The organism is Ekhidna sp. (assembly GCF_965212185.1).
Lineage (GTDB): Bacteria > Bacteroidota > Bacteroidia > Cytophagales > Cyclobacteriaceae > Ekhidna.
The window spans coordinates 2,977,411-3,003,627 of sequence record NZ_OZ243102.1 but is presented as its reverse complement, the minus strand read 5'-3'; the positions used below and the strand labels follow the sequence as shown (position 1 = coordinate 3,003,627).

General features: G+C 38.5%; 26 protein-coding genes. 12 read left to right on the top strand and 14 right to left on the bottom strand.

Going from position 1 to position 26,217, the window contains the following annotated elements; genetic code table 11:
- Positions 1–28: 28 nt before the first annotated feature.
- Positions 29–874 carry a TolB family protein gene (locus ACOMC3_RS12945; RefSeq protein WP_420316312.1) on the bottom strand — a complete coding sequence of 282 codons (846 nt, stop codon included), beginning with the start codon at positions 872–874 and terminating at the stop codon, positions 29–31.
- 217 nt (positions 875–1,091) lie between these two features.
- Between ACOMC3_RS12945 and ACOMC3_RS12940 the strand changes: the two genes are divergently transcribed.
- A complete protein-coding gene (locus ACOMC3_RS12940; protein ID WP_420316311.1) occupies positions 1,092–2,708 on the top strand; it encodes an amidase in 1,617 nt (538 codons plus the stop codon).
- Positions 2,705–3,361, top strand: a complete 657-nt coding sequence (locus ACOMC3_RS12935) for a hypothetical protein (RefSeq protein ID WP_420316310.1) — start codon at positions 2,705–2,707, stop codon at positions 3,359–3,361. The genes ACOMC3_RS12940 and ACOMC3_RS12935 overlap by 4 nt, the downstream gene beginning before the upstream one ends.
- On the opposite strand, the gene aroA is transcribed toward ACOMC3_RS12935, so the two are convergent.
- The gene (gene aroA, locus ACOMC3_RS12930) at positions 3,358–4,578 is read right to left on the bottom strand and encodes a 3-phosphoshikimate 1-carboxyvinyltransferase (protein WP_420316309.1); all 1,221 of its coding nucleotides are present in this window, start codon (positions 4,576–4,578) and stop codon (positions 3,358–3,360) included. The genes ACOMC3_RS12935 and aroA overlap by 4 nt on opposite strands.
- 69 nt (positions 4,579–4,647) lie before the next feature.
- Here aroA and ACOMC3_RS12925 point away from each other — a divergent pair, with 69 nt between their 5' ends.
- On the top strand, positions 4,648–4,803 hold the full coding sequence (locus tag ACOMC3_RS12925) for a hypothetical protein (protein WP_420316308.1): 156 nt from the start codon (positions 4,648–4,650) through the stop codon (positions 4,801–4,803).
- On the opposite strand, the gene aroB is transcribed toward ACOMC3_RS12925, so the two are convergent.
- Complete coding sequence (gene aroB / locus ACOMC3_RS12920; RefSeq protein WP_420316307.1) at positions 4,796–5,818, bottom strand: 3-dehydroquinate synthase; 1,023 nt, start codon at positions 5,816–5,818, stop codon at positions 4,796–4,798. The genes ACOMC3_RS12925 and aroB overlap by 8 nt on opposite strands.
- 61 nt (positions 5,819–5,879) lie before the next feature.
- On the opposite strand from aroB, the gene ACOMC3_RS12915 reads away from it, so the two are divergent.
- Together ACOMC3_RS12915 and lysS are read left to right on the top strand one after the other, a co-directional pair.
- Positions 5,880–7,061, top strand: coding sequence for a proline dehydrogenase family protein (locus tag ACOMC3_RS12915; RefSeq protein ID WP_420316306.1), 1,182 nt, complete (start codon positions 5,880–5,882; stop codon positions 7,059–7,061).
- A 32-nt stretch (positions 7,062–7,093) separates the two neighbouring features.
- Positions 7,094–8,812 (top strand): lysine--tRNA ligase, encoded by a 1,719-nt coding sequence (gene lysS / locus ACOMC3_RS12910; RefSeq protein WP_420316305.1) that lies wholly within the window; start codon positions 7,094–7,096, stop codon positions 8,810–8,812.
- Between the two features lie 1,341 nt (positions 8,813–10,153).
- Here lysS and ACOMC3_RS12905 read toward each other — a convergent pair.
- The 3 genes from ACOMC3_RS12905 to ACOMC3_RS12895 form a co-directional block, all read right to left on the bottom strand.
- Positions 10,154–10,573 (bottom strand): DUF1801 domain-containing protein, encoded by a 420-nt coding sequence (locus ACOMC3_RS12905; RefSeq protein ID WP_420316304.1) that lies wholly within the window; start codon positions 10,571–10,573, stop codon positions 10,154–10,156.
- A complete protein-coding gene (locus ACOMC3_RS12900; protein ID WP_420316303.1) occupies positions 10,570–11,199 on the bottom strand; it encodes a DUF2306 domain-containing protein in 630 nt (209 codons plus the stop codon). Before ACOMC3_RS12900 ends, ACOMC3_RS12905 begins: the two co-directional genes overlap by 4 nt.
- A 90-nt stretch (positions 11,200–11,289) precedes the next feature.
- A complete protein-coding gene (locus ACOMC3_RS12895) occupies positions 11,290–11,667 on the bottom strand; it encodes a SnoaL-like domain-containing protein (protein WP_420316302.1) in 378 nt (125 codons plus the stop codon).
- A gap of 134 nt (positions 11,668–11,801) precedes the next feature.
- Between ACOMC3_RS12895 and ACOMC3_RS12890 the strand changes: the two genes are divergently transcribed.
- Positions 11,802–12,674 (top strand): DUF6268 family outer membrane beta-barrel protein, encoded by an 873-nt coding sequence (locus tag ACOMC3_RS12890; RefSeq protein ID WP_420316301.1) that lies wholly within the window; start codon positions 11,802–11,804, stop codon positions 12,672–12,674.
- A gap of 113 nt (positions 12,675–12,787) precedes the next feature.
- Here the strand turns inward: ACOMC3_RS12890 and ACOMC3_RS12885 are convergent, their stop codons facing one another.
- The 4 genes from ACOMC3_RS12885 to ACOMC3_RS12870 all read right to left on the bottom strand — a co-directional run bounded on the left by ACOMC3_RS12885 (position 12,788) and on the right by ACOMC3_RS12870 (position 16,910).
- The gene (locus tag ACOMC3_RS12885) at positions 12,788–13,927 is read right to left on the bottom strand and encodes a lycopene cyclase family protein (protein ID WP_420316300.1); all 1,140 of its coding nucleotides are present in this window, start codon (positions 13,925–13,927) and stop codon (positions 12,788–12,790) included.
- A gap of 95 nt (positions 13,928–14,022) precedes the next feature.
- Positions 14,023–14,268, bottom strand: coding sequence for a hypothetical protein (locus ACOMC3_RS12880; RefSeq protein WP_420316299.1), 246 nt, complete (start codon positions 14,266–14,268; stop codon positions 14,023–14,025).
- A 5-nt stretch (positions 14,269–14,273) separates the two neighbouring features.
- Complete coding sequence (locus ACOMC3_RS12875; RefSeq protein WP_420316298.1) at positions 14,274–16,673, bottom strand: TonB-dependent receptor; 2,400 nt, start codon at positions 16,671–16,673, stop codon at positions 14,274–14,276.
- An 87-nt stretch (positions 16,674–16,760) separates the two neighbouring features.
- Complete coding sequence (locus ACOMC3_RS12870) at positions 16,761–16,910, bottom strand: hypothetical protein (RefSeq protein WP_420316297.1); 150 nt, start codon at positions 16,908–16,910, stop codon at positions 16,761–16,763.
- 4 nt (positions 16,911–16,914) lie between these two features.
- On the opposite strand from ACOMC3_RS12870, the gene ACOMC3_RS12865 reads away from it, so the two are divergent.
- The 4 genes from ACOMC3_RS12865 (at position 16,915) to ACOMC3_RS12850 (ending at position 19,981) form a co-directional block, all read left to right on the top strand.
- On the top strand, positions 16,915–17,955 hold the full coding sequence (locus ACOMC3_RS12865) for a sensor histidine kinase (RefSeq protein ID WP_420316296.1): 1,041 nt from the start codon (positions 16,915–16,917) through the stop codon (positions 17,953–17,955).
- Positions 17,952–18,713 (top strand): LytR/AlgR family response regulator transcription factor, encoded by a 762-nt coding sequence (locus ACOMC3_RS12860; RefSeq protein WP_420316295.1) that lies wholly within the window; start codon positions 17,952–17,954, stop codon positions 18,711–18,713. Before ACOMC3_RS12865 ends, ACOMC3_RS12860 begins: the two co-directional genes overlap by 4 nt.
- Before the next feature lie 32 nt (positions 18,714–18,745).
- A complete protein-coding gene (locus tag ACOMC3_RS12855) occupies positions 18,746–19,456 on the top strand; it encodes a DUF3667 domain-containing protein (RefSeq protein ID WP_420316294.1) in 711 nt (236 codons plus the stop codon).
- Positions 19,457–19,600: 144 nt separating this feature from the next.
- Positions 19,601–19,981 (top strand): DUF4174 domain-containing protein, encoded by a 381-nt coding sequence (locus ACOMC3_RS12850; RefSeq protein ID WP_420316293.1) that lies wholly within the window; start codon positions 19,601–19,603, stop codon positions 19,979–19,981.
- Here ACOMC3_RS12850 and ACOMC3_RS12845 read toward each other — a convergent pair.
- The 4 genes from ACOMC3_RS12845 to ACOMC3_RS12830 form a co-directional block, all read right to left on the bottom strand.
- A complete protein-coding gene (locus ACOMC3_RS12845; protein WP_420316292.1) occupies positions 19,978–20,724 on the bottom strand; it encodes a LytR/AlgR family response regulator transcription factor in 747 nt (248 codons plus the stop codon). The two genes, ACOMC3_RS12850 and ACOMC3_RS12845, sit on opposite strands and share 4 nt — an antisense overlap.
- A 2-nt stretch (positions 20,725–20,726) precedes the next feature.
- Positions 20,727–21,740: a sensor histidine kinase gene (locus ACOMC3_RS12840; protein ID WP_420316291.1), complete on the bottom strand. Its 1,014-nt coding sequence runs from the start codon at positions 21,738–21,740 to the stop codon at positions 20,727–20,729.
- Positions 21,741–21,868: 128 nt separating this feature from the next.
- The gene (locus ACOMC3_RS12835) at positions 21,869–22,282 is read right to left on the bottom strand and encodes a hypothetical protein (RefSeq protein WP_420316290.1); all 414 of its coding nucleotides are present in this window, start codon (positions 22,280–22,282) and stop codon (positions 21,869–21,871) included.
- A 117-nt stretch (positions 22,283–22,399) separates the two neighbouring features.
- Positions 22,400–23,089, bottom strand: coding sequence for a hypothetical protein (locus ACOMC3_RS12830; protein WP_420316289.1), 690 nt, complete (start codon positions 23,087–23,089; stop codon positions 22,400–22,402).
- A gap of 135 nt (positions 23,090–23,224) precedes the next feature.
- Here ACOMC3_RS12830 and ACOMC3_RS12825 point away from each other — a divergent pair, with 135 nt between their 5' ends.
- Both ACOMC3_RS12825 and ACOMC3_RS12820 read left to right on the top strand, forming a co-directional pair.
- Positions 23,225–23,560: a PadR family transcriptional regulator gene (locus ACOMC3_RS12825; protein WP_420316288.1), complete on the top strand. Its 336-nt coding sequence runs from the start codon at positions 23,225–23,227 to the stop codon at positions 23,558–23,560.
- 29 nt (positions 23,561–23,589) lie between these two features.
- Positions 23,590–26,199 carry an ABC transporter permease gene (locus tag ACOMC3_RS12820; protein WP_420316287.1) on the top strand — a complete coding sequence of 870 codons (2,610 nt, stop codon included), beginning with the start codon at positions 23,590–23,592 and terminating at the stop codon, positions 26,197–26,199.
- Positions 26,200–26,217: the final 18 nt, after the last annotated feature.

Below are 26,217 nucleotides of genomic sequence, written 5' to 3'. Positions count from 1 at the left end.
ATTGTATTGGTGCATTAACTATAGATGGCTATTCAGCTGCAATCGCTAGCTTTTTACCATCTGGTGATACGGAAAGTCTAGTGATTGAGGTGATACCCAACTTACTTAGATTGGCAAATTTTTCCCATTCCGATCCTTTTTTCCAGACAAAAAGTTCGTTTCCTGATGCCATTAAGATTTCCTCTTTTGGTGTCCAGCAGTAATCTTCAGATCCTTCGAGTACCGCTGTTAATTTTTGTGATTCTCCTGTGAGTGGGTCCATTGATTTTATGGTCCATGGAGTAGTGCTTTTATCTACATAGCTAAATGAAGACGCACCAGGTATTTTATGAAGGGATCGTCCGATATTGCTTCCTACAATTCGAGCTTCATTGGTTTTCACATTGATGATCTGTAAAGTGGCTGGATCACCCAGGACAAAAGCCACAATTTCATTTGAATTGATCCAGGCATGATATCCAATTTTCAAGTCGGGCACTAATACTTCATTTCGGCCATCGAATGTATATCCATAGAGAAGTTGAAGTCCACTCGTGTCTAACCTAATACTTGAAATGCGACCATCAGGCATGGGTGTTGGTGAATATTCACTTCCTTGCTTGGTTTCGGAAATGATCAAAGTATTGCCCGAGTCAAAGTAGTATCTCGCGATATCAGTTTGTCCATTTACTGTTCTGGCATAAATAATGGATTCCCCATCGGTCCAAAATGAAGGTTGATTGTCATACCCCTCATTTTCAGAAATGTTGCTATGCTTTTCTACAAGCAACCCCTCGGTAGATCTGCGTAGATCCATGACATAAATATCAGTGTCAGGTTGAGCAAGTGAGCAAAAACCGATGAAGAAAGAAAGAATGGTTAAAAAATTTCTCATTTGTACTTAAAGTGTTTAGCTGGTTTGATTCTGATTATTCAAAGGTTAAATTTAGTTCTTCAACTTTGACTAAACCTTCCTTATTAAATTTAACATGAAATGAGCATGTTTTACAAACACTAACCAAAGGACGAATAAAACCCTAAAGGGATGTCCTCAAGTAGGAAATCTTTATCATGCGAATTCCATGTAACCGTTAAAAACAAATACTACACTCATGAAACGAAGAAATTTCATTCAACTCAGCGCAATTACTGGTGCAATTCCTTTTCTTGGGATTAAAGCCTGTGCTCCAACCGAGTCTTCAACCGAACCTTCCAAATCTGAAGAACAACCCTTTGAGTTAGAAGAATGGACAGTGTCTCAATTGCGCGAAGCAATGGAATCAGGCGAATATACATCCCGCCAAATCTGTGAGCTATACCTCAAACGAATTGAAGAAAAAGATCAAAACGAAAATGGCCTCAATAGTGTAATTGAGACCAACCCGGATGCATTGACAATTGCCGATCAATTAGATAATGAAAGAGCTGAAGGGAAGGTTAGAGGACCGCTCCATGGTATTCCGGTAATGATCAAAGACAACATTGATACGGGTGATAGAATGATGACTACCGCAGGTTCTATGGCATTGGCTGGGTCAAGTGCTCCTGATGACGCTTTTGTCGTTAAGAAATTGAGAGAATCAGGTGCAGTGCTTTTAGGTAAGACTAACCTCAGTGAGTGGGCTAATTTCAGATCGTTCAGATCTTCCAGTGGATGGAGTGGAAGAGGAAGGCAAACCAGAAACCCTTATGCATTGGATAGAAATCCGTGCGGATCTAGTTCAGGATCTGGCGCAGCTGTTTCGGGAAATATGTGTGCTTTAACGATTGGCACAGAAACCAACGGATCCATTGTTTGTCCATCCTCAACCAATGGAGTGGTGGGCATTAAACCAACAGTAGGGCTATGGAGCAGGGATGGGATTATTCCTATATCTGAGACTCAGGATACCGCCGGACCAATGGGTAGGTCAGTAGCCGATGCAGTAAGTCTTTTGGGTGCATGCGTGGGAGTGGATGAATCGGATCAACGCACTTCTGAAAGCGAAGGAAACAGTTATTCGGATTACACTCAGTTTCTGGATGAAAATGGACTTCAAGGTAAACGAATTGGTGTGTTAGATGGTACAATTGGCTATCATGAGCGAGTAGATGAGATAATGGAGCGTGCATTTGAGGCAATGGAAGCTCAAGGTGCTACTGTGGTAAAAGATATCAAGCTCTATGAGAATAATGCTTTTGGAAACTCTGGTTTGGAACTGTTGCTATTTGAATTCAAAGATGGATTGAATAAGTACTTGTCCTCACGTCCGGATGCAAAGGTTAAATCTCTTGCAGATGTTATTCAATTCAACAAAGACAATTCAGATGTGGAAATGCCATATTTTCCACAAGGAATTCTGGAAAGAGCTGAGATGAAGGGGCCGCTTACGGATGAAGAATATAGGGAGCACCTCAAGGTGGTGACTGAAGTTTCCAGAAATGGCATTGACAGAGCCATGAAAGAGCATAATCTGGATGCCATTATTGGTGTGACAGGTGGTCCGGCCTGGCCGATTGATGTGATAAATGGGGATCACTTTGGTACCGGAAGTTCTACGCCAGCGGCAAGGTCTGGATATCCAAATATTACAGTACCTGCTGGATATGTGCATGGCCTACCTGTCGGAATGTCTATTTTTGGCGGAAAATACCAGGAGCCAAAACTAATTGGTATCGCTTATGCGTTTGAGCAAGCGACTAAAGTGAGAAAGGCACCAAAACTATTACCAACATTGGATCTGGCATGATAAAAGCGATATTAAAATACCTGGGAGCAGGGCTTGTTGTGCTCATAATTATTGGGATTTTGGCCTATCTGTACATTGATGAGTCCGTACCCGATGGCACGCAGGGTCAGGAAGCAGAGTCACTTGCTGATGAGATGTTAAAAGCGTTAAACAAATCCAGGTTCGACACCCTGTCAATGATCCGATTTACATATCCCGGGGGTCATAGCTATGAATGGGAAAAGGAAAAGAACAAAGTAAGGGTGCGATGGGATAATAAAGATGTATACCTTGATTTGAACCAGTCACCTGATGAATTCAATGTTACGGAGTATCAAGGCTATGAGTACTTTTTGAATGATTCTTTCTGGCTGGTGGCTCCATTCAAGGTTAGGGATGAGGGCGTCATGCGATCAACCGTGAAGGTCGATGATGGCAGAGGACTTTTAGTGACCTACACAACCGGAGGTGTGACACCTGGAGATTCTTACTTATGGATTATAGGAGAAGATGGATTCCCCAAAGCCTGGAAACTGTGGACCTCCAATGTGCCTTTGGATGGACTTAAAATTGGCTGGGGCGGCTGGGTAGAAATAGAAGGGGTTTGGTTCTCCACATTTCATCCCAGTAAGGTTGTAGATCTAGAAATTACCGGTTTAGAGGTTAGCTATTAATTAACTGTAATTTTCAACTTACGCAACTCATCCCAGAAGGAAGGATAGGACTTGTTGACAACTGAGGGGTCATTAATGGTTACATCCATCTTCATACATAGTGGCGCAAATGCCATGGCCATGCGATGATCTTCATACGTTTCAATCGTTATTGAATCGGGTAACTGTTGTGAAGGTGTTAGCGTCCATTTGCTGGTTTTTTCATCCAGATTTGCTCCTATTTTAGCTAGTTCATTTTTCATAGCTGCAATGCGGTCTGTCTCCTTGATTTTCAGACTTTCCAGCCCAGTCATTTCTAATGCTACACCATTAACAGCAGCAGAGACCATTACTGTTTGAGCAAGGTCAGGACAATCCCTAAAATCAATTGTCAGCTTCTTTTGATTGAGTGGTTTCTTACTCAAGTACACGCCATCAGATTCAAACCGAGTTTCAACCCCTAAGTCATTCATAATGGAAGCTATTGCAATATCTCCCTGCATGGAGTTTTTCCTCAATGTGGGCAGAGTTATTTCAGATTCTTCTGGAGCCAAAGAAAGAAATGAGTACCAATAGCTCGCACCTGACCAGTCTCCTTCAATCGTATAATCAACCGGTTGATAGGTCTGGCTTGAGACTTTAATCGTATTTCCATTCCACTCATTATCTACTCCGAAAGCCTTCATCAATGAAAGTGTCATTTCGATATAAGGTCGACTATAAATAGCTGATGTTAATGTGATTTCAAGGCCTTGCTCAAGGCTCGGAGCAATCATTAACAGTGAACTAATGTATTGACTGCTGATATTCCCAGGGATAGAAATTTTATTGGTCAGTTGTTTTCCAATTCGATGAATCTTTAGTGGAGGATAGCCATCTTTTTCCATGTATTCAATTTTCGCTCCTAAGGTTCTGAGCGCATCTACTAATGGTCCGATTGGACGGTTTTTCATTCGTTCGGTCCCGGTGATGGTCTCACCCTGACCATGGATAGATAGATATGCGGTCAAAAACCGCATGGTGGTACCTGCATCTTTCACATCGTATTCTTCCGGTTTTCCCTCCAGTAAGGACCGCATGGTTTGAGTATCACGGGCATTTGATAGGTTGTGAATATCAGTCACATTTCCACCAGCCAAAGCGTTAATAATGAGTGCGCGATTACTTTCACTTTTAGAAGATTCCAGTGTAATGGTACCTTTTAATCCGGAATTATTTCTTTTTAGTCGATTTTTCAAATTTTGGCAGGCTTTTTGACGAACATTCTTACAACTTTTTTCGTTGCTAAGTTGTCAATAATTCATAATATGTCAAGGACTAAAACCATAGGAACAATTTTCGCTTCTATCGCCTTAGGGGCTCTTACCTTCTTTTTAAGCACGCCGAAAAAAACGGTAAAAAAGAAAGAACAGCAGACTTCTCAGGATGACAGAAACAGCGATAAGGAAGATCTGTTTATTTAAGAATTTTTTTAAGTAAAGCTTCTTCCACGAGTACATCGTGGGCGCATGCCCCTATTTTTTTCAATAAAGAAAACCTGATGCCTAGTGCATCATTTTTTTTGTCTTGTAAAAGGTGATCATTGAGTGATTCATAGTTCGGTAAGTTATGGGGTAGCTCATAATTAGACCGTATAAATGAATTGATTTCATCGCGCGCTCTTTTTTCAAGTATGTCTGCCTCAACTGCAATATCATTTTCCAAAATCATTCCCCATGCAATAGCCTCTCCATGTAACAGTGGAGTGTTAGAATCTAAAAAATGAGATTCTAAAGCATGCCCAACGGTGTGACCATAATTCAAAATCTTTCGGATACCTCCTTCTCTGGGATCAGCCTCTACTACTTCGTTTTTAATGGCTATTGACTTAGGAATAATTTCATTCCAATCCATTTCTTCAAATGAATGCCCGTTTAGGTACTCCCACTGCTCCTCACTTCGAATCAAAGCGTGTTTAATTATTTCCGCAAATCCCGACTTCAGTTCTCTTTCAGGAAGTGACGCCAGAAATTCCGAATTAACTATTACACGGACAGGATCCTGAAAAACACCAATATGATTTTTAAAACCTTCAAAATCGATACCAAGCTTACCTCCAACACTTGCATCTACCTGGGAAAGGAGCGTGGTTGGAATATTGATAAATGGCATTCCTCTTTTGTAGGTGCTGGCAGCAAATCCACCCATATCGCCAATCACACCACCGCCCAGATTGATCAACAAGCTTTTTCTAGTACATCCGATAGCTGTAAGTTGCTTCCAAATATGACTACAGGTATCCAATGTTTTGTGTTGTTCGCCGCTTTGAATTTCGATTTGGGCATCTACCGAAAGGTGTAAGTGTGGCAAGCAATACTTTTTGGTATTCTCATCTACCAGAATGGCGATTTTATCCGGATGCATTGTTTCAATTGCATCACTTAAATTGCTATTGATATCCTTTGAGATGTCGAGATATGAAGGAAGATTATTAGACATTTGATTAAACAGATAATGGTGTGAATCTGTTAGCTATCTTTGCACACCGATTTTCAAAAATATGCAATCAGAGTCAATCAATTTTGATGATACCGCAACTGCCTTTGCGCATCGATCAACGTCGGAGCTAAAGAACTCACACTTTGTATTCACTTCCATGAGTAAGCCGTGGATGGTGAAAACAGGTACTGTGATGACAAACCTGGCACTGAAAATGAAATTGCCTGTCAAAGGAATTATTAAGAAAACCATCTTCAATCAGTTTTGTGGAGGAGAGTCGATAAAAGATTGTAGTAATACAATTACTTTGCTTGGAGACTACAACGTGCAGACCATCCTTGACTATTCAGTGGAGGGACTGAAAAATGAAGATGGATATAATGATACCAAGGAAGAGGCTTTACGAGTGATCGATTTTGCTTCAACAAATGATCATATTCCATTCTGTGTATTAAAGATGTCTGGATTGGGCTCAACTGATCTTATGACCAAAGCACAGAATAAGGAGCAACTTTCAGAGATAGAAAAAACAAAGCTCTATAATTGTGAGCAACGTGTGAATGAGATCATTCACAAGGCTAGCAGCAAAGGTTTGATGGTCATGATTGACGCTGAGGAATCTTGGTTCCAAAGTTTTATTGATGGAGTCGTATATCGAATGATGGCGAAATACAACAAAGAACGTCCGATTGTTTACAATACTTATCAGATGTATCGGCACGATATGCTGGACAGACTTTCTAGAGCACAAATTGAAGCTGAGGTGAACGGATACTACCTAGGAGCCAAACTTGTCAGAGGAGCTTACATGGAAAAGGAAAGAGAACGAGCCGAGGAAATGGAATATGAATCTCCCATTCATGGAACCAAAGAAGCGGTAGATAAAGATTATGATGAAGCGCTGAAGTTTTGTATGAAACACATCGATCGTATGGGCCTTTGCGCCGGAACGCATAATGAAAAATCAAGTAGGCTGCTTGCTCAACTTATGGAGGAAGGCGCAATAGCCAAGATGGATAACCGAGTTTTTTTTGCTCAGCTACTTGGAATGAGTGATAATATTTCATTCAAATTGGCAGATTTAGGATACAATGTAGCCAAATATGTGCCTTATGGTCCGGTAGAAAAGGTACTTCCCTATTTGTTTAGAAGAGCAGAGGAAAACACATCCATAGCAGGGCAAAGTGGTCGTGAATACACCCTGGTAAAAAAAGAGCTGAGAAGAAGAAAGTCAGCTAGTTAAAAGATTATAAAGAAAGAACACAAGCGATAAAAATGCAGTTAAGCGAACAGGAAATCCAACGAAGAAAATCCAGAGAAGAATTGATGGCGATGGGAGTAGACCCATATCCTGCCGATTCATTTGATGTGAATATGACTGCCAAACACATCAAGAAAAATTATGAAAATAGGCCAGGTGATTACAGAAATGTATCTCTTGCCGGACGTATTATGAGCCGCAGGATTATGGGGTCAGCATCATTCGCTGAATTGCAAGATTCTAGCGGTCGGATTCAGATCTATTTACGTAGAGATGATATTTGTCCGGGTGAGGATAAATCACTCTACAATGAAGTCTTCAAAAAGAAGCTGGATATCGGTGATATTATTGGAATTAAAGGCTATGCCTTTAAAACAGAGGTTGGAGAAATATCAGTTCATGTAACTGAACTGAAGCTCTTGACAAAGTCACTTCGTCCACTTCCAATAGTGAAAGAAGCCACTGATGAAGAAGGAAACAAAAAGACATACGATGCTTTCAAAGATCCAGAGCAGAGATACCGTCAGCGATACCTGGATTTGATCGTTAATCCGGAGGTGAAAGATACCTTCATTCAACGCACCAAACTGGTAAATTCAATTCGAGAGTATATGTCTGGGAAAGGTTATTTGGAAGTTGAAACACCTATCCTTCAGCCATTATATGGAGGTGCTGCTGCAAGGCCTTTTAAGACACATCACAACTCACTGGATATGACGCTGTATTTGCGAATTGCGAATGAGCTGTATCTGAAAAGATTGATTGTAGGTGGATATGATGGGGTGTTTGAGTTTTCAAAAGATTTCCGTAATGAAGGAATGAGCAGATTCCATAATCCTGAGTTCACCCAGGTTGAATTGTATGTGGCCTACAAAGATTACAACTGGATGATGGATAGCATGGAAGAGATGATTGAGAAGGTGGCTATGGATCTACATGGTGATACCAAAGTGCAGGTGGGAGAAAATGTAATTGACTTCCAACGACCATGGAAACGGTTTACCATGTTTGAAGCGATTGAGCATTTTACAGGAATTGATATTTCTGAAATGGATGAGGCTCAGTTAAGAGAAACAGCTAAAAAACTGGAGGTGCCTTTGGATGAGACCATGGGGAAAGGAAAAATCATCGATGAGATATTCGGTGAGAAATGTGAGCCTTTGTTGATACAGCCTACATTTATTACGGATTATCCGGTAGAAATGTCTCCACTAACAAAGAAGCACAGATCTAAAGAAGGTCTGGTGGAGCGATTCGAAGCGATTTGTAACGGGAAGGAGATCATGAACTCATACTCAGAGTTAAATGATCCTGTCGATCAGCGGGAGCGATTTGAAGAACAACTGGAGCTAGGTAAACGTGGTGATGATGAGGCAATGACCTTAGATGAAGATTTCTTGAGAGCACTTGAGTTTGGAATGCCTCCAACAGCAGGAGTAGGACTTGGTATCGATAGATTATCCATGATTATGACGAATTCTAATTCCATTCAGGATGTACTTTTCTTCCCACAGATGCGTCCGGAGGTAAAATCCAAGGCAGCTGAGCTAGCCGGTGATGAGAAAGCAGTATTCGAGATGTTGGAGAAGGAAGGTAAGATGGATTTGAATGCCCTCAAGGAGCAATCAGGATTATCCAATAAGAAGTGGGATAAAGCAATAAAAAAACTTACTCAGGGTGGATTCGCTAAGGTGAACAAGACCGATGAGGGCTTGCTTGTGGAGGTTGTTTAGTTAAATCTACCCCTGTGTTCTCCATTACCATGGTTTGTGTCTCTATAAACCAACCTTGAAAAAAAATCTTTATTCCGGTTCGTGGGGACACGAACCGAGGCTGCTAAAGAGGCAGAAAATTCGTTTTAATGTCATTTCGAACCTGAGGTACGATGGTGAGAAATCTATACCTAGTGTTTCTTGGTTCCACATGTCACTATTATTCCATTTCAATAGGGAAATGAACCTGGGGTAGAAAGACTTCCCTATTCCCTTGTGAGGCCCATAGGCCGAATCATGGAATCTCATTTTTGTGGAAATATACCATGAGATTCCCAAGTCTCGTTCGTGCCTCACTCGCAAGGGAATACGGATAGAAAAAAGAGGTAATGGAAATGAAGGTTGCAGGGGGATGTTTAAACACGACCCGAGGCTATGGAGCCATTCCCTAAGATATAGACCATATTCCCTTGCGAACGACCTCAGAAGTGAGACTTGGGAATCCCATTACCGTGGTTTGTATCTCCATAAACCAACCTTTAGAAGAATTTCTGTTCGTGAGGACACGAACCGAGGCTGCTAAAGAGGCAGTAAATTCGTTTTAATGTCATTTCGAACCTGAGGTACGATGGTGAGAAATCTATACCTCATGTTTCTTGATTCCACATGTCACTTTTATTCCATTTCTTGGGGAAATGAACCTGGGGCAGAAAGACCTCCCTATTCCCTTGTGAGGCCCATAGGCCGAATCATGGAATCTCATTTTTGTGGAAATATACCATGAGATTCCCAAGTCTCGTTCGTGCCTCACTCGCAAGGGAATACGGATAGAAAAAAGAGGTAATGGAAATGAAGGTTGCAGGGGGATGTTTAAACACGACCCGAGGCTATGGAGCCATTCCCTAAGATATAGACCATATTCCCTTGCGAACGACCTCAGAAGTGAGACTTGGGAATCCCATTACCGTGGTTTGTATCTCCATAAACCAACCTTTAGAAGAATTTCTGTTCGTGAGGACACGAACCGAGGCAGCTAAAGAGGCTGTGAATTCGTTTTTATGTCATTTCGAACCTAAGGTACGATGGTGAGAAATGTATACCTCATGTTTCTTGATTCCACATGTCACTTTTATTCCATTTCTTAGGGAAATATACCATGAGATTCCCAAGTCTCGTTCATACCTCACTTGCAAGGGAATACCGGAAGATTGAATTTTATGGAGGTGGGTTAATTTACCCACCCCTACCCCTCCAAGGAGGGGACTCATTCTTGTTGAAAAATTTGGATATAGATTCGAAGTAATTCCCCCTTTTGAAGGGGGAGTGTGTATAGCCTGAGCTTGGGAGGGGGATGTAATTCTCTCACTCACCCAACCCCAACAGCCGCAAATGCTTCACCTTGTGATACCTCAATGCCGCTTTAATACACTGCTTCAATTCCTTTTCAGGGACCTCATCATCCAGCTTGAAAACGATGGCACGTGTGGTTTCATAATTGAATAAATCACCGTATGCAAGTTGAAAGGAAGGTACGAGTTTGCTGGTACATTTAAAGTACATGGCATATTGATCAGGCTTCTTTTCTTTCCAATCGATCCGGATGGTGCTGCCATGTTTTGTGAGGTAGCTGGGTTCTCCCCACTTCAGCGTTTCTTCTAGATCAGTTATGCCAATTTCGTTTGCTACTTCTAAGATGAGTTTTCGGAGGCAAGACACTTTTTTCCTAGCCTGAGGAGGGTAGGTGGAGAAGGTGGTTTGTACAGCTTTAGTTGTAGTCCTCATGCTTTCATAAGTTGTTTTCTCCATACAATCCAGAACTCAATAATCATCAAGGGATAGACCCAACAAATCCATTCATAGACGGTTCGTCTCATGGTATCGTCTTCAATGAAATTGAATATTCCGGTTGTATCATTGATTTCCGGAAGTAGTCTGATAAAGACGAACGCAAGACCACACACATAGCTTCGAAGCATAAATTCTTTATGTCTCTCGATTTTACCCTTTCTTATAAAAATATAAGCTGCTATTGTTGTGTATAGCCATATAATTGCAAGAAACCCGAGTGATGGAATTGCTCCTGGGAGTGTATACACAGTGGCAAGTAGAACAAATACCGTTAGAGCAGATAATATTGATTCAACGATATAAAATTTCCCTAATGATCGATGAACCCGAATGAATTTTTTCCGAATAATCGGTAGAAATTGGAGTGGTCCAATGAAGAGTGTAAGTGCTGCAAAGCTAAAATGAGTAATGGTGAACCATAAATACTTTTGCCTTACTTCACTCAATTCACTTAAGTCTCCCGAAAGATAAAAGCTTGTATCTCTTAAATAATAATTTGCTGATACAATAACAGTAATGATAAGAATCAAAATCAGCCATATATTCTTAAGCATTCTCATATAAAAGTATTTATCAAATATACTTCTAATAGCAAACACAAAAACCGTCATATCTGACGGTTTAAGCCTTATAATTCTTTCGCATTGAGATTAAACAAACTCTGGCATAGGTGTGTAAAAGAATTGCTCCTTTATAACTTTTCCATTGTTAACCTCATACACACATACTTCATCCATATTAATAGGATGATCCATGCCTTTCATTGTCACTTTTGATTTCATGGTAATTGCAAAGAAATTTTCAGCAACAATGGGATCTGATATCTCACCTGAGTGAAATTCAGCAACCATCTCATTCCATTCCATTCCTTTTTTAGCTATTGCCTCAAGCCCTTGTACTTTTCCCCATGCACCACCTTCCGGTTCAATGCTTACAATATCAGTTGAATAATATTTTGAAATACATTCATCCCATTTGCCTTCCCGGCAAAGCTTCACTAGCTCATTTGCCACTTCTTGTGTAGTCATGATTTGTTTGATTTATTATTTAAAAATGACTCAAAGAAATGAGTTAGAGTGACAGCCCTATGTCATCGTATTTGGTCGAAATAAAAAAAAACTTGATTCGAGGTGTAAGAAATTTTCCGATCTTGGCTGTTTCTATGCGGAGACTTCTCGTTGTATTAGCGGTAATTGCCTTCCACTTTGGTCAGTGTCAATACCTTGATTTGGCCAAACTGGAGTATACCTACTTGCCTGGTTCGAATAGTAATTTTGAATATCAGCGTCAAAGAGCATTATTCAATGTTCCTTTTAAGATTAAGAAGAATTCATACGTTTTTGCAGGGCTAGATTATAGTAATATCCAATTCAAGCATAAGGAAAATCAAGACTCGTATGACAAAACAAATGCTGAAAACTTCAAATCGCTCGATCTGGTCTTATCATACACCTTTCAGCTAAATGATGACTGGATATTTGGTGCTCAAATTTCACCGTCTTTCAATAGTAATCTTGAGGGAAGCCTTAAAAGGGAAGATATGCTAGTATCCGGATTAATCGTCTTCGTGAAGGATAAAAAGGATTCAACAAGTGTGAGAAAACCCTTCCGAATAATTACCGGGCTATTTTATAATACCAATACACGTTTGCCGTTCCCAATCCCATTTATCAGTTATTATCGAAAGTTTCGTCCTAAGTGGTCATACACGATAGGTGCACCTTATTCGAATCTTCAATATCATTTGACTGAAAAGCATCGATTAAAAATTTATGCTGAAGGAGATGGATTCAATACTAGCTTACAGAATGGTGTGATTATAAATGACAATCTTTTAGCAAATCGGCTAAGAATGTTTTTGATCCTGGCCGGTTTCAGATATGAATTTAAGATTACAGAGCATATAGAATCATATATTAACATCACTCGAACTATTTTTTCTGATGTTCAACTGCGAGAAGGAAAGGAAAATATCTTTATCCCGGCAATAGATGATGCAATGCTGTATCGAATAGGGGTGAGATGTAAGATTTGACTGCAATGGTCATTTCGATGAAAGGAAAAATCCTTAAAATCCAAATGACTAAATCGAAGAATGAAGATTTCTCACGGCACTCGAAATGACACAAATAAGGATATATCGCACGCTTATTTAAAAAACGTCCCAAAGAACGCCCTCCAAAACTGAGGTTTGTTGAGTGAAAACATCACTTTGATGTCCTCAAAGAAATTACTTTCTTCATCCAGAAATCTAAATACGGATTGAATGTCTGGTTTGGTATAGAGACGGGTAAATATTTCTTCACCCAAATCATTTCGAGATGAGAGTACGTTCAGGAATATAGAATCATACATTCTGAACCGGGACGTTGCTATCCCTTTTTCAGGTCGTTTCCCCGCTTTGATATTTTCAATCATCATTGATGAATAACGATCGGCATTTTTAAAGGAATATCCGGATGAAGGACGCACCCATCCGCCAGCAGTTCCAATTTTGGAAACGTACCTTGAGTGATGCTTTTGAAAGGGGTAGTCCGACATAGGAATCAACCCCTGTTCCACTTCGGTTACTTCGTATGAATCAATATCAAGGTATTTGTAGATGTATTGCCTGAGATACTCATCATATTCTTCTGTCATCAACAGTTGATCATTGAATAGAGTGAACTCGACCAATGCCTCAGTTTCTGAAATGGGAAGGACATAGGTGAAGCTTGTGCTGTCTTTCCACTTGAGCCGATAATCCATCATCGTAAATGTATTACGATCGAAAATTGGCTCTTTTGTTTTGATGAACCAACCTTTGAAATGCTGAATCAGTGTGTGATAGTTGCCTTGTCTGTCGTGAAACGCTTGTGGAATCCTGCTATCAAAAATATGAGTAGCAGAATAGGGATTATTGCTGCCCTGAATCTGATTATTCTCAATATTGATCACCTCATCTTTTACCCATTCGATTGTTGATGTACCTGTTATCTCAGATTTAGCATACCGGTAGAAATCAGCTGACCTCACCATCTTATATCGATAGGGTGAAAGATCGAAATCAATGACTTCATTGTCATTGATGAATTTGCCATAAGGCCATGTATGCTTAGCTAAATCGTCCCATTTGGTTTCCTCACGTTCCCAAAAGCACCAGGTTCGATCGTTGGTATTTTTTTCATCCTTATCAAGGATTAGAATGCTTTTTTCATTGAAAAAAGTATCATGGATCATTTTGAGAATGAGTTGGAGACCAGCAGCACCAGCACCAATTATCGCATAATCATATTGTTTTTGATCCATGGGCTTTAAAGATAAAGAGCCTTGCAAAGCAAGACTCCCTATTAACCAAACTATTATTACATGTCTACTAAATCAATTAATAAAGATTTTGTTTTTCAATGATTTAACTCTGAGCATTCAATTCCTATACTTTCCAGAATAGCAGTGATATTGTCACATGAGAGCACATCAGATTCTACTTTTAGTACATGTTCCCAATCGTCAAGATCTACGGCCCACCTTTTGATACATTTTAGCTGACTAAAAGTATTGTGGACTTTTGCAACATCAGCTGATGTACTGATATTACTTTTAAATATTAAGGTATTAAGAGCATGTTTTGATCTCGTAATTGTTTTCATATTGACTAGAATTGAATGCGATACAGTACATCCGGGAAAAAGCCAATTTGGTCTACGGTATTGATTTGATCAGTGACCTCATTATACCTCCTTACAAATTCGTTTTTGCGATTAGTTACGTTTTGGAAATCGACAAAAAATTGATGAGAGACTTTTCTTCTGTTTAGCCGAACACCAAATTTTAAATCCCACCTGAAATATTCACCATATCGCTGACTATATGCGATATCATCCATACGAACTTCTCTCCCTGCATTATTTCTGGTTGCATCTAAATCAATTGGTGTAAACGGTCTTCCTCCTGACATGGTGAGTTTAGTATCAAATGTCCAGGCATTTTGACTGTTTGAACCAAACTTCCATTCTTTACCGAAGAGCATATTGGCCACATAATTATTATTAAAGGCGGTACTACGCTGAACACCATCACTCCCTTCATATTGTGACTCAAATAATGATCCAGTTAGAAGTAAGTAATAGTTGTTACTGAAGAACTTTTCCAGCGTAATCTCTGTGCCGTAATTAAATCCTCTACCTTCATTTACAAGTGAGCCTTCTTGCTCGAAGATGAAATCCGAACCTTCATTAATGATGCTATAGCTACTGGTATTGGAAGTAACTGGCACATCGAATAAGGATTGGTAATAAAATTCTGTTTTCAGCCTCCAATTTGGTCCAAGATTACGATCCAGCCCTAATACATAATGATGTGCTTTCATGAAATCTAGTCCAATGTTTGTTGCAGCAGTCACTCCAGGTGATATTTCCTCACGATAGAATAAAATAGGAGCTGGTATCGCTTGGCCATGTAGTCCATAAGCAAAACTTATGCGTTGCACATCAGACTGTTGCCAGCTGATTGCAGCACGAGGTTCTGCCATGAATTTTTCTGTGAACTCATGATATTGTGTGTGCAATCCAAAGGTTGTCGAAAGTCTGTCTGATATTTTAAACTCCGCTTGCGCGTAATTCTGAAGGAGGTTATAGTTTTCGTCGAGACCTACTTCCAGCAAGAAGTAATCTGGTATGGAATCATTATCATTATCAGGAATTTCCGCACGATTGTCTCTGTTTTCCGTGAACAAGTTCATATCATAGGTCTCATTCAAAAACCCTACTCGTAGTGTCCACTGTGAATTGAATTTGTGATTTAAGGTAGAAGTAATCGTGTATCTATTTTCTCTATTGTCTACATTGGTTGCCCTATAAAGTTTGATCAACTCATCATTTTCATTTAAAATGCGATTGTCCTGAATGTAAGTATTTGCGTTTGTTGAAGCTGCAAGTGAAGTCTTTAGATAGGTATTTTTTCCAAACCTCAAGGTGTTACTTAATCCCACCAATCCGATTTCACTTTCAACATACGCATCAACGGCTGGATCCGCAAATAGATCGTCCTCAAGTATTTCTTCTCCTAAAAAGTCAATACTGCTTTTACCACCAAACCCAAATATTTCAAACCTTCCCAATTTGGTGTTGCCGAGATTTGCTTTAAAAGACAAATCCTCATAAAGCGGAACAGCTGAAGTGCCAGTTGCGGCCAGGCTTGCAATTCCATAGCGATAAGAAGTCACAAATGATGAGTTATTTTCCTTACTGATCGGACCTTCCGCCATAAACTCTACGCCAGTGTATGCCGACATCTGACCCGTAAATTCAAATTTGTCAGTATTACCGTTTCTAAACATGATATCGAATACTGCAGAATTTGCATTTCCGTATTCAGCAGGGAATGCTCCTGTAAGAAAATCTGAAGTACGAAGCATGTTTGTATTCAATGCATTTACAGGGCCTCCTGTTGTTCCAAGAGTATTGAAGTGGTTTGTCGTAGCGATTGGGATACCTTCGATTCTCCAAAGGAGCCCAACTGGTGAATTGCCACGAACAACAATATCATTACGTGAATCATTTGTAGCACTTACACCCGCAAATGAAGTTGCTAGTTTTGCAACATCATTTCTTCCACCTGAAAATCGGGTGACTTCCTCAATACTAAACGTTCGAGCACTCACCTTTGCCATATCATTGATTGGGAGGTCTTTGTCTGCATTGGCTGTAACAACTACTTCTTGTAGTCTTTCAACTGATTCTTCAAGCAGCAAGTTGAGGATTACTTCCTTACCGGATGTAACAAGCACATTGGGCACGGTTATACTTTTGTAGCCCACATATGTGACTGCAAATGTCTGCCGGCCAATAGGAACATTGTCTATCCGAAAAGAGCCATCTATTTCTGTTATCGCTCCCTGAATAGGATCTGAACCCACTAATGCAATTGTCGCTCCTATGAGTGGGTATTCTGCTTGTGCATCTAGAATAGTTCCTTTCACTGTTTGGTTTTGAGCCAGACTTGCTATTGAAATTAGAGTACCGAATAATGTGGCAATAGTCTTAGAGTTTTTCATCTTTTTGAGTGTTGATTCTGATGCTAACCTACGTGAGGAGAGAAGTGGTAGAAATGCTTTTTAGGCTGACACGGTGGATTATTTAATTCAAACAGGTAAATTCCTTGCTGAATCGTGCTGAGCTAGTGAAATAGATACAAAACTCAGTTCAGATGCTTTCATTACGACTTCAGGTGGATAAATCTCCGTTTCACTTGGTAAATGTTTTGCTATTTGACCTTCACTATCTTTATTCACGATTATGGAAAAGTTGAAAGAAATTCATGTCCGCTGGATTGGGATTTTGATCGTAGCAGTATTGGCTACTGTTAATGATGGTGATAATCATATGGCTGACAAGTCCTTATGGTTTCACTACTTCGTTTCCTTATGTTTCACTGCAGTCTACTGGAATGGAGCTTGTGCTATTATCTTCTTTTTCAGAAAAAAATTTCCCGAAATCAGTAAGACAAAGAGAAGACTCTCACTAACCGGTCTGGGTGTAATTATATGGATGTCATTAGGAGGTATCCCTTTGAAAGTATTATTTGATGTAGTGACCTGGAATGAGGTACTGACCATGGAAGAGCACCTTAGATACATTCCTTTCAATTTTGTAATTGCGGCTGTGGTATCCCTTTCCTATGAAGCCTTTTATTTCTTTGAAAAATGGAAAGAGCAATTTCGATTATATGAACAATTAAAGAATCAACAGATTCGAACACAATATGAAGTACTTCAAAATCAGATGAGCCCACATTTCTTGTTTAATAGTCTAAATACATTGACTACTATAATTCCTGAAGATCCGGATGTAGCTGTGAAATTTACGGAGAAGCTTTCTCAGGTATATCGCTACATTCTTCAAAACAAGGATCGAGAATTAGTAAGTCTTAAAGAAGAAATGGATTTTGTGGAATCGTATCTGTTTTTACTACTGATGCGGTATCCTAACAACCTAAGCTTCCAATTCAATATAGACAAGCAATATCTTATGCTAACCATACCACCATTGACATTGCAAATGCTTGTGGAAAATGCCATTAAGCATAATGTGGTTTCCAAAGCCAAGCCACTTCATATTGAAATATACATTGAAAACGGAAAATCAGTTGTTGTGAAGAACAACCTTCAACCCAAAGAGTCACTGGAAAAATCCACGAAAACTGGACTTGAGAATATCCGCAAACGATACAGCATTTTAGGTGATAGAGAGATTGATGTGATTACAAGCACAAGCAATTACATGGTAGCAGTGCCACTCATTGAATTACTTGAAGAAAAAGATTTGCATCCGGCATGAAGGTATTGATTATTGAAGATGAAGCTCCAGCATTTCGTAGATTAGAGAAAATCTTATTCGAAATCGATCCTTCCATAGAAATTATAGAAGTTTTGGACAGTGTAGAGGATACTGTAAAGTGGCTCAAAAATCACGAAAGGCCAGACTTGGCTTTAATGGATATACAAATCAGCGATGGAATTAGTTTTCAAATATTTGATGAAGTAGAGGTTAAATGTCCGGTCATCTTCACCACTGCTTTTGATGAGTACTTACTCAAAGCTTTTAAAGTGAATAGCATTGATTATTTACTGAAACCAATCAAGAAGGAGGACTTAGAACAGTCACTTATTAAGTATAGAAATTTACAAAACACCTTCAGTCAGAATGGGCTGGATATGGCAGCATTGTTAAGTCAAATCAACCTTACAGAACAAAAATATAAGTCTCGTTTTTTGGTTAAGCAGGGTGAGAAGATGATGGCCATCCGATCTGAAGATATTGTGTGTTTTCAAAGCAAACATGGAGTCGTTCATATTGTTACAAAAAATGAGAAGACTTATCTCTCCGATTTTACATTGGATGAGCTGACCCATCAGTTAGATCCCCAATCCTTTTGTCGCGCCAATAGGCAATTTATTGTTAATGCAAATTATATCACCACAGTGCATAAGCACTTCAAGGGAAAGCTACTCGTAGAGGTTGCCCATTTTAGCGATGAACAAATCCTAATCAGCAGTGAAAAAGCTACTTCTTTTAAGCAGTGGCTTGATCAGTAGTATAGTTCAGCACGTGGAATTATATTCACCACATGAAATATCCAATTGAGGTAGAAGAAAAGCGAATAATCAAAAGGATCACCATAAAGCAGGCTGTTGCTGATTTCCTTAATGCTTTTAATGTGGAGAGAGGATTGGTCTACACGATTAAGCTGCTTTTTTTAAATCCAGGCAAGTTGATTCGAAATTATCTGGAGGAGGGAAGATTCAAAATTGTAAACGCGTTTAGATTATTAATAATAACCACTGCGTTGAGCTTGATTGTACTTTACGTGAGCGGATTAGATATTATGATCAGCGAATTTACACGTGGTTTCAATGAGGGTATGACAGAGAAGGAATTCTCCAGTCAATCATTTCAGCAGCTATTTTCGGATTATTATAATCTATTCTTGTGGATTTCTATACCATGTTACGGGTTAGTAACTTTTCTTCTCTTTCGAAAATCATCCTATAATTACGCGGAGCATATAGTTGCTAATTCTTTCTATGTGTCAGGAATCAATATAATTTATTGTTTTATGCTTCCATTAACGTTCTTCTTAACATTGAATGTGGCATTTATCCTGGTCTGGCTTCTTAGTGCTATTTACTACTTTGTCTTATTTAGTCAATTCATACGATCCAGAAGTATTGCATTTTTTATTAGAGCTATTGCAGCTTTTATCCTGGGTAATATTTTATATGTTTTTGTCCTTAGCCTTATTATAACTTTATTTATTGATGTTGGAATGATCAAATAAAACAAAAGCTATGTCAATCGAACTGGCTTTATTATCCGATTCTTAAAAATCGGAAATCCTAATTTTCTAAATCAAAATACTCCATCATTTAGTTACATAAGCATGATTATATCAATGATCATTTCAATCATAATTAGTGTACAGATGAATCCATTATTAGAACATAAGTGGGAAAAGAGAATTTTGGTCTTTTCAGCGAGCTCACCAAAAAGTATTGGTTACAAGCGACAAGAGCAATTATTGACGAAGGGTAAAAAGGGAATGAAAGAACGTGACCTGATCATTTATAAATTGTATGATGACCATTGGCTAGATCCCAACGGAGATCCGTTAACACAAGATCAAGCAGCAGCTATCAGAAAAAGTTATGATATTCCTGAAAGAGAATTCACTGTAATTTTAATAGGGAAAGACGGAGGAGTAAAATTGCGAAAAACAGATATCGTAGAACCGCGAGAGATTTTTGCTTTAATAGATACAATGCCTATGCGAATGCAAGAAATGCGCATTGACAGTATTGACTAACTATCCAACCATTCCTTAAAAGACTTCACTTTTTCTCTACTCACAATCACATGTTGATCAAATGGAGGTTTAATTGCGAGCATAAGTCGATTATTGAAGTATGAGTCTATGGAATCAATGTTTTCGTCAGAAACAATCATGTGACGATTAATTCTAAAAAACTTTCCAGGGTCAATCATTCCCTGGATTTCATCTAATGAGTGGTCTACAATCATCGACTCATCGTTCATTGTACGGATATAGCTTGTGCTGGATTCGCTGTAGAAGTATGCAATATCATCTACTGGTATAGATTGATATTTGTGTCCGATTTTTATGAGAAACTTCTTCTTAAATCCAGACTTTAAATGCTCTCTCAGAGAATCTACCATTGTGCTAAAGTCATCATGACCATGAACTTTCTTTAGTTTTTCTACTGCTGTAAGCAATTCTTCTGGTTTAATCGGCTTTAATAAATAATCCACACTGTTGTATTTGAACGCATCAAGTACATATTGGTCAAATGCGGTTGTAAATATGACTTTTGGATAGGCTGAAAGTGCATTTAGAATATCAAAACCAGTACCGTCACCCAGTTGAATATCAAGAAAAAGTAGTTCAGGTGTTTCATTTTCTTTCAGCCATGCCAACGCAGACTTAACTGAATAAAATGTAGACAAAACTTGAATGGATGTATGCGTTTCAATCATTTTTCTCAGCCTTTCAGCTGATAACTGTTCGTCTTCTATGATGATCGCATTCATACCTAAGAGAGAGGTAATCTAACCTGAAATGTTTGCTCATTATCTAAAATTTCTAACGCTTTCCCTGCAGAAAGCATCAGTCTCTTAGAAAGATTTTTAAGACCTATCTGAGTGCTATGCGTCAGATGCTCTTTTTTTCGTTTTTCGTTTTCTACGATAATGGCATGATCACCATCATTTTTAATTACAATGTGCAAAGGTTCTTCTATCGAAAAAGAATTATGTTTCACCGCATTTTCAATCAGTACCTGAATGGACATAGGTGGGATCATAATTTTTTCTGCTGGTAAATCCAGGTTATTGTGCACGTGTATTGCAGACCTGTGACGCATGGAAAGTAGAAAAATATAGCTGTCTATGAATGTCAGTTCTTCTGAGAGTGTCACTACCGTTTTTTCGTCATTTTCAAGTATGTATCTGTACATATCTGAGAGCTTTGAAATGAATTTAACTGCAGCTTTTGGCTCCTCCTCTACCAGCGAAGTGAGAACACTGAAACTATTAAATAGAAAATGTGGGTTTACCTGATTCTTCAGACTTTCAAGTTTTGCGGCTGCCAATTCTTTCTGAATTTGTTCTTTTTCACGTGCATTTTTGATTGCATTTCTTACGTAAAGATTAATGATTTCGTAAGCGATGATCAAAAGAGCGATAACGAAACCTTGAGCAGTATTGATCAGGAAACTTCCATAGTAGTGTTCAGGGCAACAACTGATGTATTGGAGAATGTTGTCATAAATGTATGCGAATAAAAACACCAAAGGCAACATCAGGAGTGTTGCCTTGGTAGAAAGGATATATAATCCTTTATTAGAATTTATGCTCGTTTTATTACTGGTTGCATAAATGTAGCGAGCCACTATTTCCCATAGCGCTAGGATGACAATTACAGTATAGGCAAGTGAGATCCAAGTTCCAGTATCCCAGTGAAGTACCTCTCCCCTGAAATCATCTCTCGTCAACTTGAAAAACATGAAAACGAAAATTGCGATCGTGAACCTATACCAATATTTCATGTGTATTGGATTGTTTGTTAATTAACACGCATGTCTGCTTTTAAGGGCAGACATGGATTTGACATAAAAATCATATCAGGTTAAATAGAGCAAGCTGACGTGTTTTATGCACATTTCAATGTGCTAATTTACTCACCATCTTTTGAAGCGATAGGAGTGGTAGGTATCACATTTATAGATAATGTGGTTCCAGTCACCTTTTGAGTCCCTTTACTTCTTGCGGCTACTGTTGTAGTATACTGACCAACAGGAACACCCGACGCAAATGCAGTAACAACATAATGATCTTTATTTTCTGCGTCTTGCTCTACTTCGAATGTCAATTCAGAGCTACTAACCAAAGTGGGCATTTCAAATTTTGCTCGCTTGGCAAGTTTTGATCTAACAATCCACAAATCAAAGGTTGTTTGCCCATCCTCATCCAGATTGATGGTATACTCTTGAGCGTAAATCTTTGCCCCTTGCTTAGGAGCTTTAAAATCTTGTCCGAACGTGAAAGTCGTTAGACCAATAAAGGTGAGAACAGTTATAAACTTTTTCATAATCGTGAGCTTTGTTTGTTATACAAAAGACACGAAAAGAACCATGATCAGTGGTATGATTATCACTGAACTGATCTAAAATCTATTGAATTGTAAGATTAAGAAGTTGAATTGTAACTACTTATTTTCCAGATATTTAATAAGCTTTTGAAGGTCACTATTTACTTTTTGACCTGAATATTTGTTAAGTGCTTCTACTAAGTATCCTGGCACATCTTCATTATTCTCTATCCTTGAAGTAATATCATTTAAAAGTTGTGAAAACTCTTTTAGATCTGAGAAATCAGTCGTAATCTGATTTTCTGATGGAATAGTGGAGCATTTAGCATTATAGGTTTCCATTATAAAATCTATGTCACTTGCATTGATTTCTTTTTTCTTCAAACCCTCCGATAAGATTGCACAATCATCAAAATACTCAACGAGCCTTTTACGAAAACCTATGTTACTAACAATTAATGCCACATCGTTTTTATAAAGTACTTCAGTGGTATATCGAACTTCATTTTCTGGACGAACAAGGAAAAGGCTAATGGCTCCTTTTTGTTTAAGTTTTGCAATTATTTTTCTATTCTCAAATGATATTGGCTCATAAATCTCACCATCATTCTCAAGACTGACTATCTGATAGGCCTTAAAAATATTCTTATCATTTTCATTTTTAATCTGTACTTCGTCATAGTATGTACTTGGATAAATCTTTATATCCCCAGATATAGTATCTCCTTCAAGAGTTACTACATAACCATCTTGAGAAAAAGCGGATAGATAAGAAAGAGAAATTAACAAAAAGAATATGTGCTTCATAAAAGTCTTTTTGGCTAAGATATTTCATTCTCTTAAATGTTATATTTTATACAAAACATGAAAAAATAAAACTCCACCTGATATTTTCTCGTAATTATTTTTTATACATTTAATGAATAAATCAAAATATGAAATATGAAAGGTACTAATCTGGGAGAGTTTGAGGAGATTGTCCTGTTAACAATTGCTGCGCTTCTTTCCGATGCTTACAGTGTAAACATTGTTGATGAGATTTCAGAAGTTACCGGTCGAAAAACGAAGTTGGGGGTGGTGCATGCAGTACTCAAGCGATTGGAAGATAAAGGACTTATTACCTCCGAGTTAGGTGAGCCCACAAAAGAGAGAGGTGGAAGAAGGAAACGCTTTTTTACCATTTCAAAAGCAGGGAAAGTTGCTTTGATGAAAGCAAAAGAGCAACGTGACCGACTGTGGGGTAAAATTCCGGAAATGGTTTTTCAAGGAATCAGATGACGAAACAACCACAGGGACCACCCAAATGGATGGATAGAATCATCGAATTCTATTGCAGAAAAGATCTGCTTGAGGACTTGCAAGGAGATTTACATGAATATTATTTCAGAAACCTTAATAAAGGGAAAAGGAAAGCTAACCTCATTTTTCTTTTAGATGTAATCAAATTTTGTAGACTCTACACTATTCAAAAACCCAAAATAATAGGACAAATGACTTTTTTCAATTTGATTGGCAACTACTTCAAGACAAGTGTCAGAAGTATAGCTCGGAATAAACTTTTTTCAACCATTAATATCGTTGGTCTCGCAATTTCAATGTCGGTGGGACTTTTAATGATTACCTACTTAGGTGAACTTCTCACCTTTGATAATTTTCATGAAAAAAAGGACCGCATTTATCGTGTAACATCAACTTACTCAGACGTAACCAATGATGATCCGTTTGATCTGGCATCTACCTCAGTTTTCATAGGAGAAAAACTTCGAAGCGAATATACCGGTTTCGAAAAAGTGCTGATAATGCGTCGAAATTTCAATGCGGATTTAGAGAAAGGAGATAACATTATCAATGTAAATGGGGAATACGCATCTCCCGAGTTTTTTGATGTGTTTTCATTTAACCTTCGATCAGGGGATCCAAAAACTGCTCTTATTGAACCAAATTCAATAATCCTGACTGAAAAAGCAGCAGAAAAACTATTTAAAGGTGAAGATCCCGTTGGTCAGATTGTAATCTCTGGAGAAGAATCATATACAGTAACCGGGGTAATGAATGATGTTCCAGGCAATTCCCATATGCAGTTTGAAGCATTAGCTTCATTTTCAACGTTAGAAAAGAGATTCAGAGATGACGAGAATTCCACATTTTTTACATGGCGAAGCATTTGGATGAATTATGTATATCTGTTGTTGGAGGAAGGAACTTCACCTGAACAAGTCAATAATTATTTAGCTGAGATAGCGGCAGATGAAAATGCCAAAACGGATAGATTTACAATTGCTCTAGAGGTAGAAAATTTGAGTGATATTTCTCCTGGAAGAGATCTATCTAATCAAATAGGTCCCAATATTACATGGGAAAGCATCAACCAGCTGCTTGCATTAACGCTAATAATCATCTTGTCGGCATGTTTCAATTACACTAACTTATCTATAGCCCGCGCCCTGCGAAGAGCAAAAGAAGTAGGAATAAGAAAAGTGGTAGGTGCTACCAGATCTCAGGTGCTTACCCAATTCGTCTTTGAAGCAATTCTGATTGCAATTTTTTCTCTATTCCTAGCAGGAGGACTCTACATACTGATAAAGCCTGAGTTTGTGACTTCTATCATTGATAGAGACAACATTGAGATGGAATTTAGAATGATTAACATCCTTTATTTTATTCTTTTTGCTATTTCTATTGGTTTTATTTCCGGCATTCTTCCTTCGATTGTTTTATCAAAATTGAAGGCAATATCTATTTTGACAGATGCGACCAAAATGAGACTTTTTAAAGGAGCTAATCTTCGGAAGGTTTTGATCGTTTTTCAATTTGCTATATCGATGACGCTTATCATTGGAGCTACCATTACCTACAGACAGTACAATTTTTCGATCAATTATGATCTTGGATTTGCTTCAGAAAATGTATTGAACTTATCCCTTTATGGTAATGATGCCGATATCTTAATGAATGAGCTAGCTAAACTTCCTGAAGTTGGAAAAGTATCAAGATGTGGAATGATTCCAAGCACTGGAGAAATATGGGGTGAAGATCTGAAATATAAAGATCCAATGGATTCCGTATCCATATATTTTAACCCAGTAGATAAGAATTATCCGCTTGTTCATGAGATGAAATTTCTTGCAGGGGGCACATTCCCGTATGATTTAGAAGGTGAAGACGAGGATCCTAAATTCATTATAATCGATAGAACATTAAGTGAGCGATTTGGATTTGAGCAGCCAGAAAATGCCCTTGGAGAGGTACTATATCTTCAGCGAAGAGTAGAGGATGATTTACCTGTTCAGGTAGTAGGTGTTATTGAAAACTACCAATATCAAAACCTTGCCAGTGACCCTGAACCGTCCGCATTGATTCATGGAAGTCAAGAGAACTTCCAATACATTAACATGGTAGTCAGTACTCCTGATGTCATAGGATTGATGTCTAAGATGGAGGAAATCTGGACAGATATTGAAAAGCTTCATCCTTTTAGAGCTGAATTTCTTAAAGATCAGATTCAAGAATCCTATGCAGATTATAAGGTGATATTCCGAATTTTTACCTTCCTCGCAATTTTAGCTATTGCGATTTCCACCATGGGATTATTAGGTATGGCAGTTTTCACCACGGAAACCAGGATCAAGGAGGTAAGTATTAGAAAGGTACTTGGAGCCACTGAACAAAATCTGATCTTGATTTTATCTCGAAGTTTTATGATTATGCTGTCAATTTCAGCATTTATTGCCATTCCTTTCACATACATTATGTTCACTGAATTTTTACTGTCTGAATTCAAAGAACGTATTGATATTGGACCAATGGAGCTTTTACCAGGAGTTGCTCTTATAATCTTAATTGGATTTTTAACGATAAGTTGGCAGACTGTTAAGGCAGCCAAAACCAATCCAGCCGAGATGCTTCGGGATGAATGATTTCACTGATGAGATTGA

Coding starts and splice junctions, on each gene's coding strand:
- ACOMC3_RS12945 (WP_420316312.1), bottom strand. CDS start 874: ATGAGAAATTTTTTAACCATTCTTTCTTTCTTCATCGGTTTTTGCTCA.
- ACOMC3_RS12940 (WP_420316311.1), top strand. CDS start 1,092: ATGAAACGAAGAAATTTCATTCAACTCAGCGCAATTACTGGTGCAATT.
- ACOMC3_RS12935 (WP_420316310.1), top strand. CDS start 2,705: ATGATAAAAGCGATATTAAAATACCTGGGAGCAGGGCTTGTTGTGCTC.
- ACOMC3_RS12925 (WP_420316308.1), top strand. CDS start 4,648: ATGTCAAGGACTAAAACCATAGGAACAATTTTCGCTTCTATCGCCTTA.
- aroB (WP_420316307.1), bottom strand. CDS start 5,818: ATGTCTAATAATCTTCCTTCATATCTCGACATCTCAAAGGATATCAAT.
- ACOMC3_RS12915 (WP_420316306.1), top strand. CDS start 5,880: ATGCAATCAGAGTCAATCAATTTTGATGATACCGCAACTGCCTTTGCG.
- lysS (WP_420316305.1), top strand. CDS start 7,094: ATGCAGTTAAGCGAACAGGAAATCCAACGAAGAAAATCCAGAGAAGAA.
- ACOMC3_RS12905 (WP_420316304.1), bottom strand. CDS start 10,573: ATGAGGACTACAACTAAAGCTGTACAAACCACCTTCTCCACCTACCCT.
- ACOMC3_RS12900 (WP_420316303.1), bottom strand. CDS start 11,199: ATGAGAATGCTTAAGAATATATGGCTGATTTTGATTCTTATCATTACT.
- ACOMC3_RS12895 (WP_420316302.1), bottom strand. CDS start 11,667: ATGACTACACAAGAAGTGGCAAATGAGCTAGTGAAGCTTTGCCGGGAA.
- ACOMC3_RS12890 (WP_420316301.1), top strand. CDS start 11,802: ATGCGGAGACTTCTCGTTGTATTAGCGGTAATTGCCTTCCACTTTGGT.
- ACOMC3_RS12885 (WP_420316300.1), bottom strand. CDS start 13,927: ATGGATCAAAAACAATATGATTATGCGATAATTGGTGCTGGTGCTGCT.
- ACOMC3_RS12880 (WP_420316299.1), bottom strand. CDS start 14,268: ATGAAAACAATTACGAGATCAAAACATGCTCTTAATACCTTAATATTT.
- ACOMC3_RS12875 (WP_420316298.1), bottom strand. CDS start 16,673: ATGAAAAACTCTAAGACTATTGCCACATTATTCGGTACTCTAATTTCA.
- ACOMC3_RS12865 (WP_420316296.1), top strand. CDS start 16,915: ATGGAAAAGTTGAAAGAAATTCATGTCCGCTGGATTGGGATTTTGATC.
- ACOMC3_RS12860 (WP_420316295.1), top strand. CDS start 17,952: ATGAAGGTATTGATTATTGAAGATGAAGCTCCAGCATTTCGTAGATTA.
- ACOMC3_RS12855 (WP_420316294.1), top strand. CDS start 18,746: ATGAAATATCCAATTGAGGTAGAAGAAAAGCGAATAATCAAAAGGATC.
- ACOMC3_RS12850 (WP_420316293.1), top strand. CDS start 19,601: ATGAATCCATTATTAGAACATAAGTGGGAAAAGAGAATTTTGGTCTTT.
- ACOMC3_RS12845 (WP_420316292.1), bottom strand. CDS start 20,724: ATGAATGCGATCATCATAGAAGACGAACAGTTATCAGCTGAAAGGCTG.
- ACOMC3_RS12840 (WP_420316291.1), bottom strand. CDS start 21,740: ATGAAATATTGGTATAGGTTCACGATCGCAATTTTCGTTTTCATGTTT.
- ACOMC3_RS12835 (WP_420316290.1), bottom strand. CDS start 22,282: ATGAAAAAGTTTATAACTGTTCTCACCTTTATTGGTCTAACGACTTTC.
- ACOMC3_RS12830 (WP_420316289.1), bottom strand. CDS start 23,089: ATGAAGCACATATTCTTTTTGTTAATTTCTCTTTCTTATCTATCCGCT.
- ACOMC3_RS12825 (WP_420316288.1), top strand. CDS start 23,225: ATGAAAGGTACTAATCTGGGAGAGTTTGAGGAGATTGTCCTGTTAACA.
- ACOMC3_RS12820 (WP_420316287.1), top strand. CDS start 23,590: ATGGATAGAATCATCGAATTCTATTGCAGAAAAGATCTGCTTGAGGAC.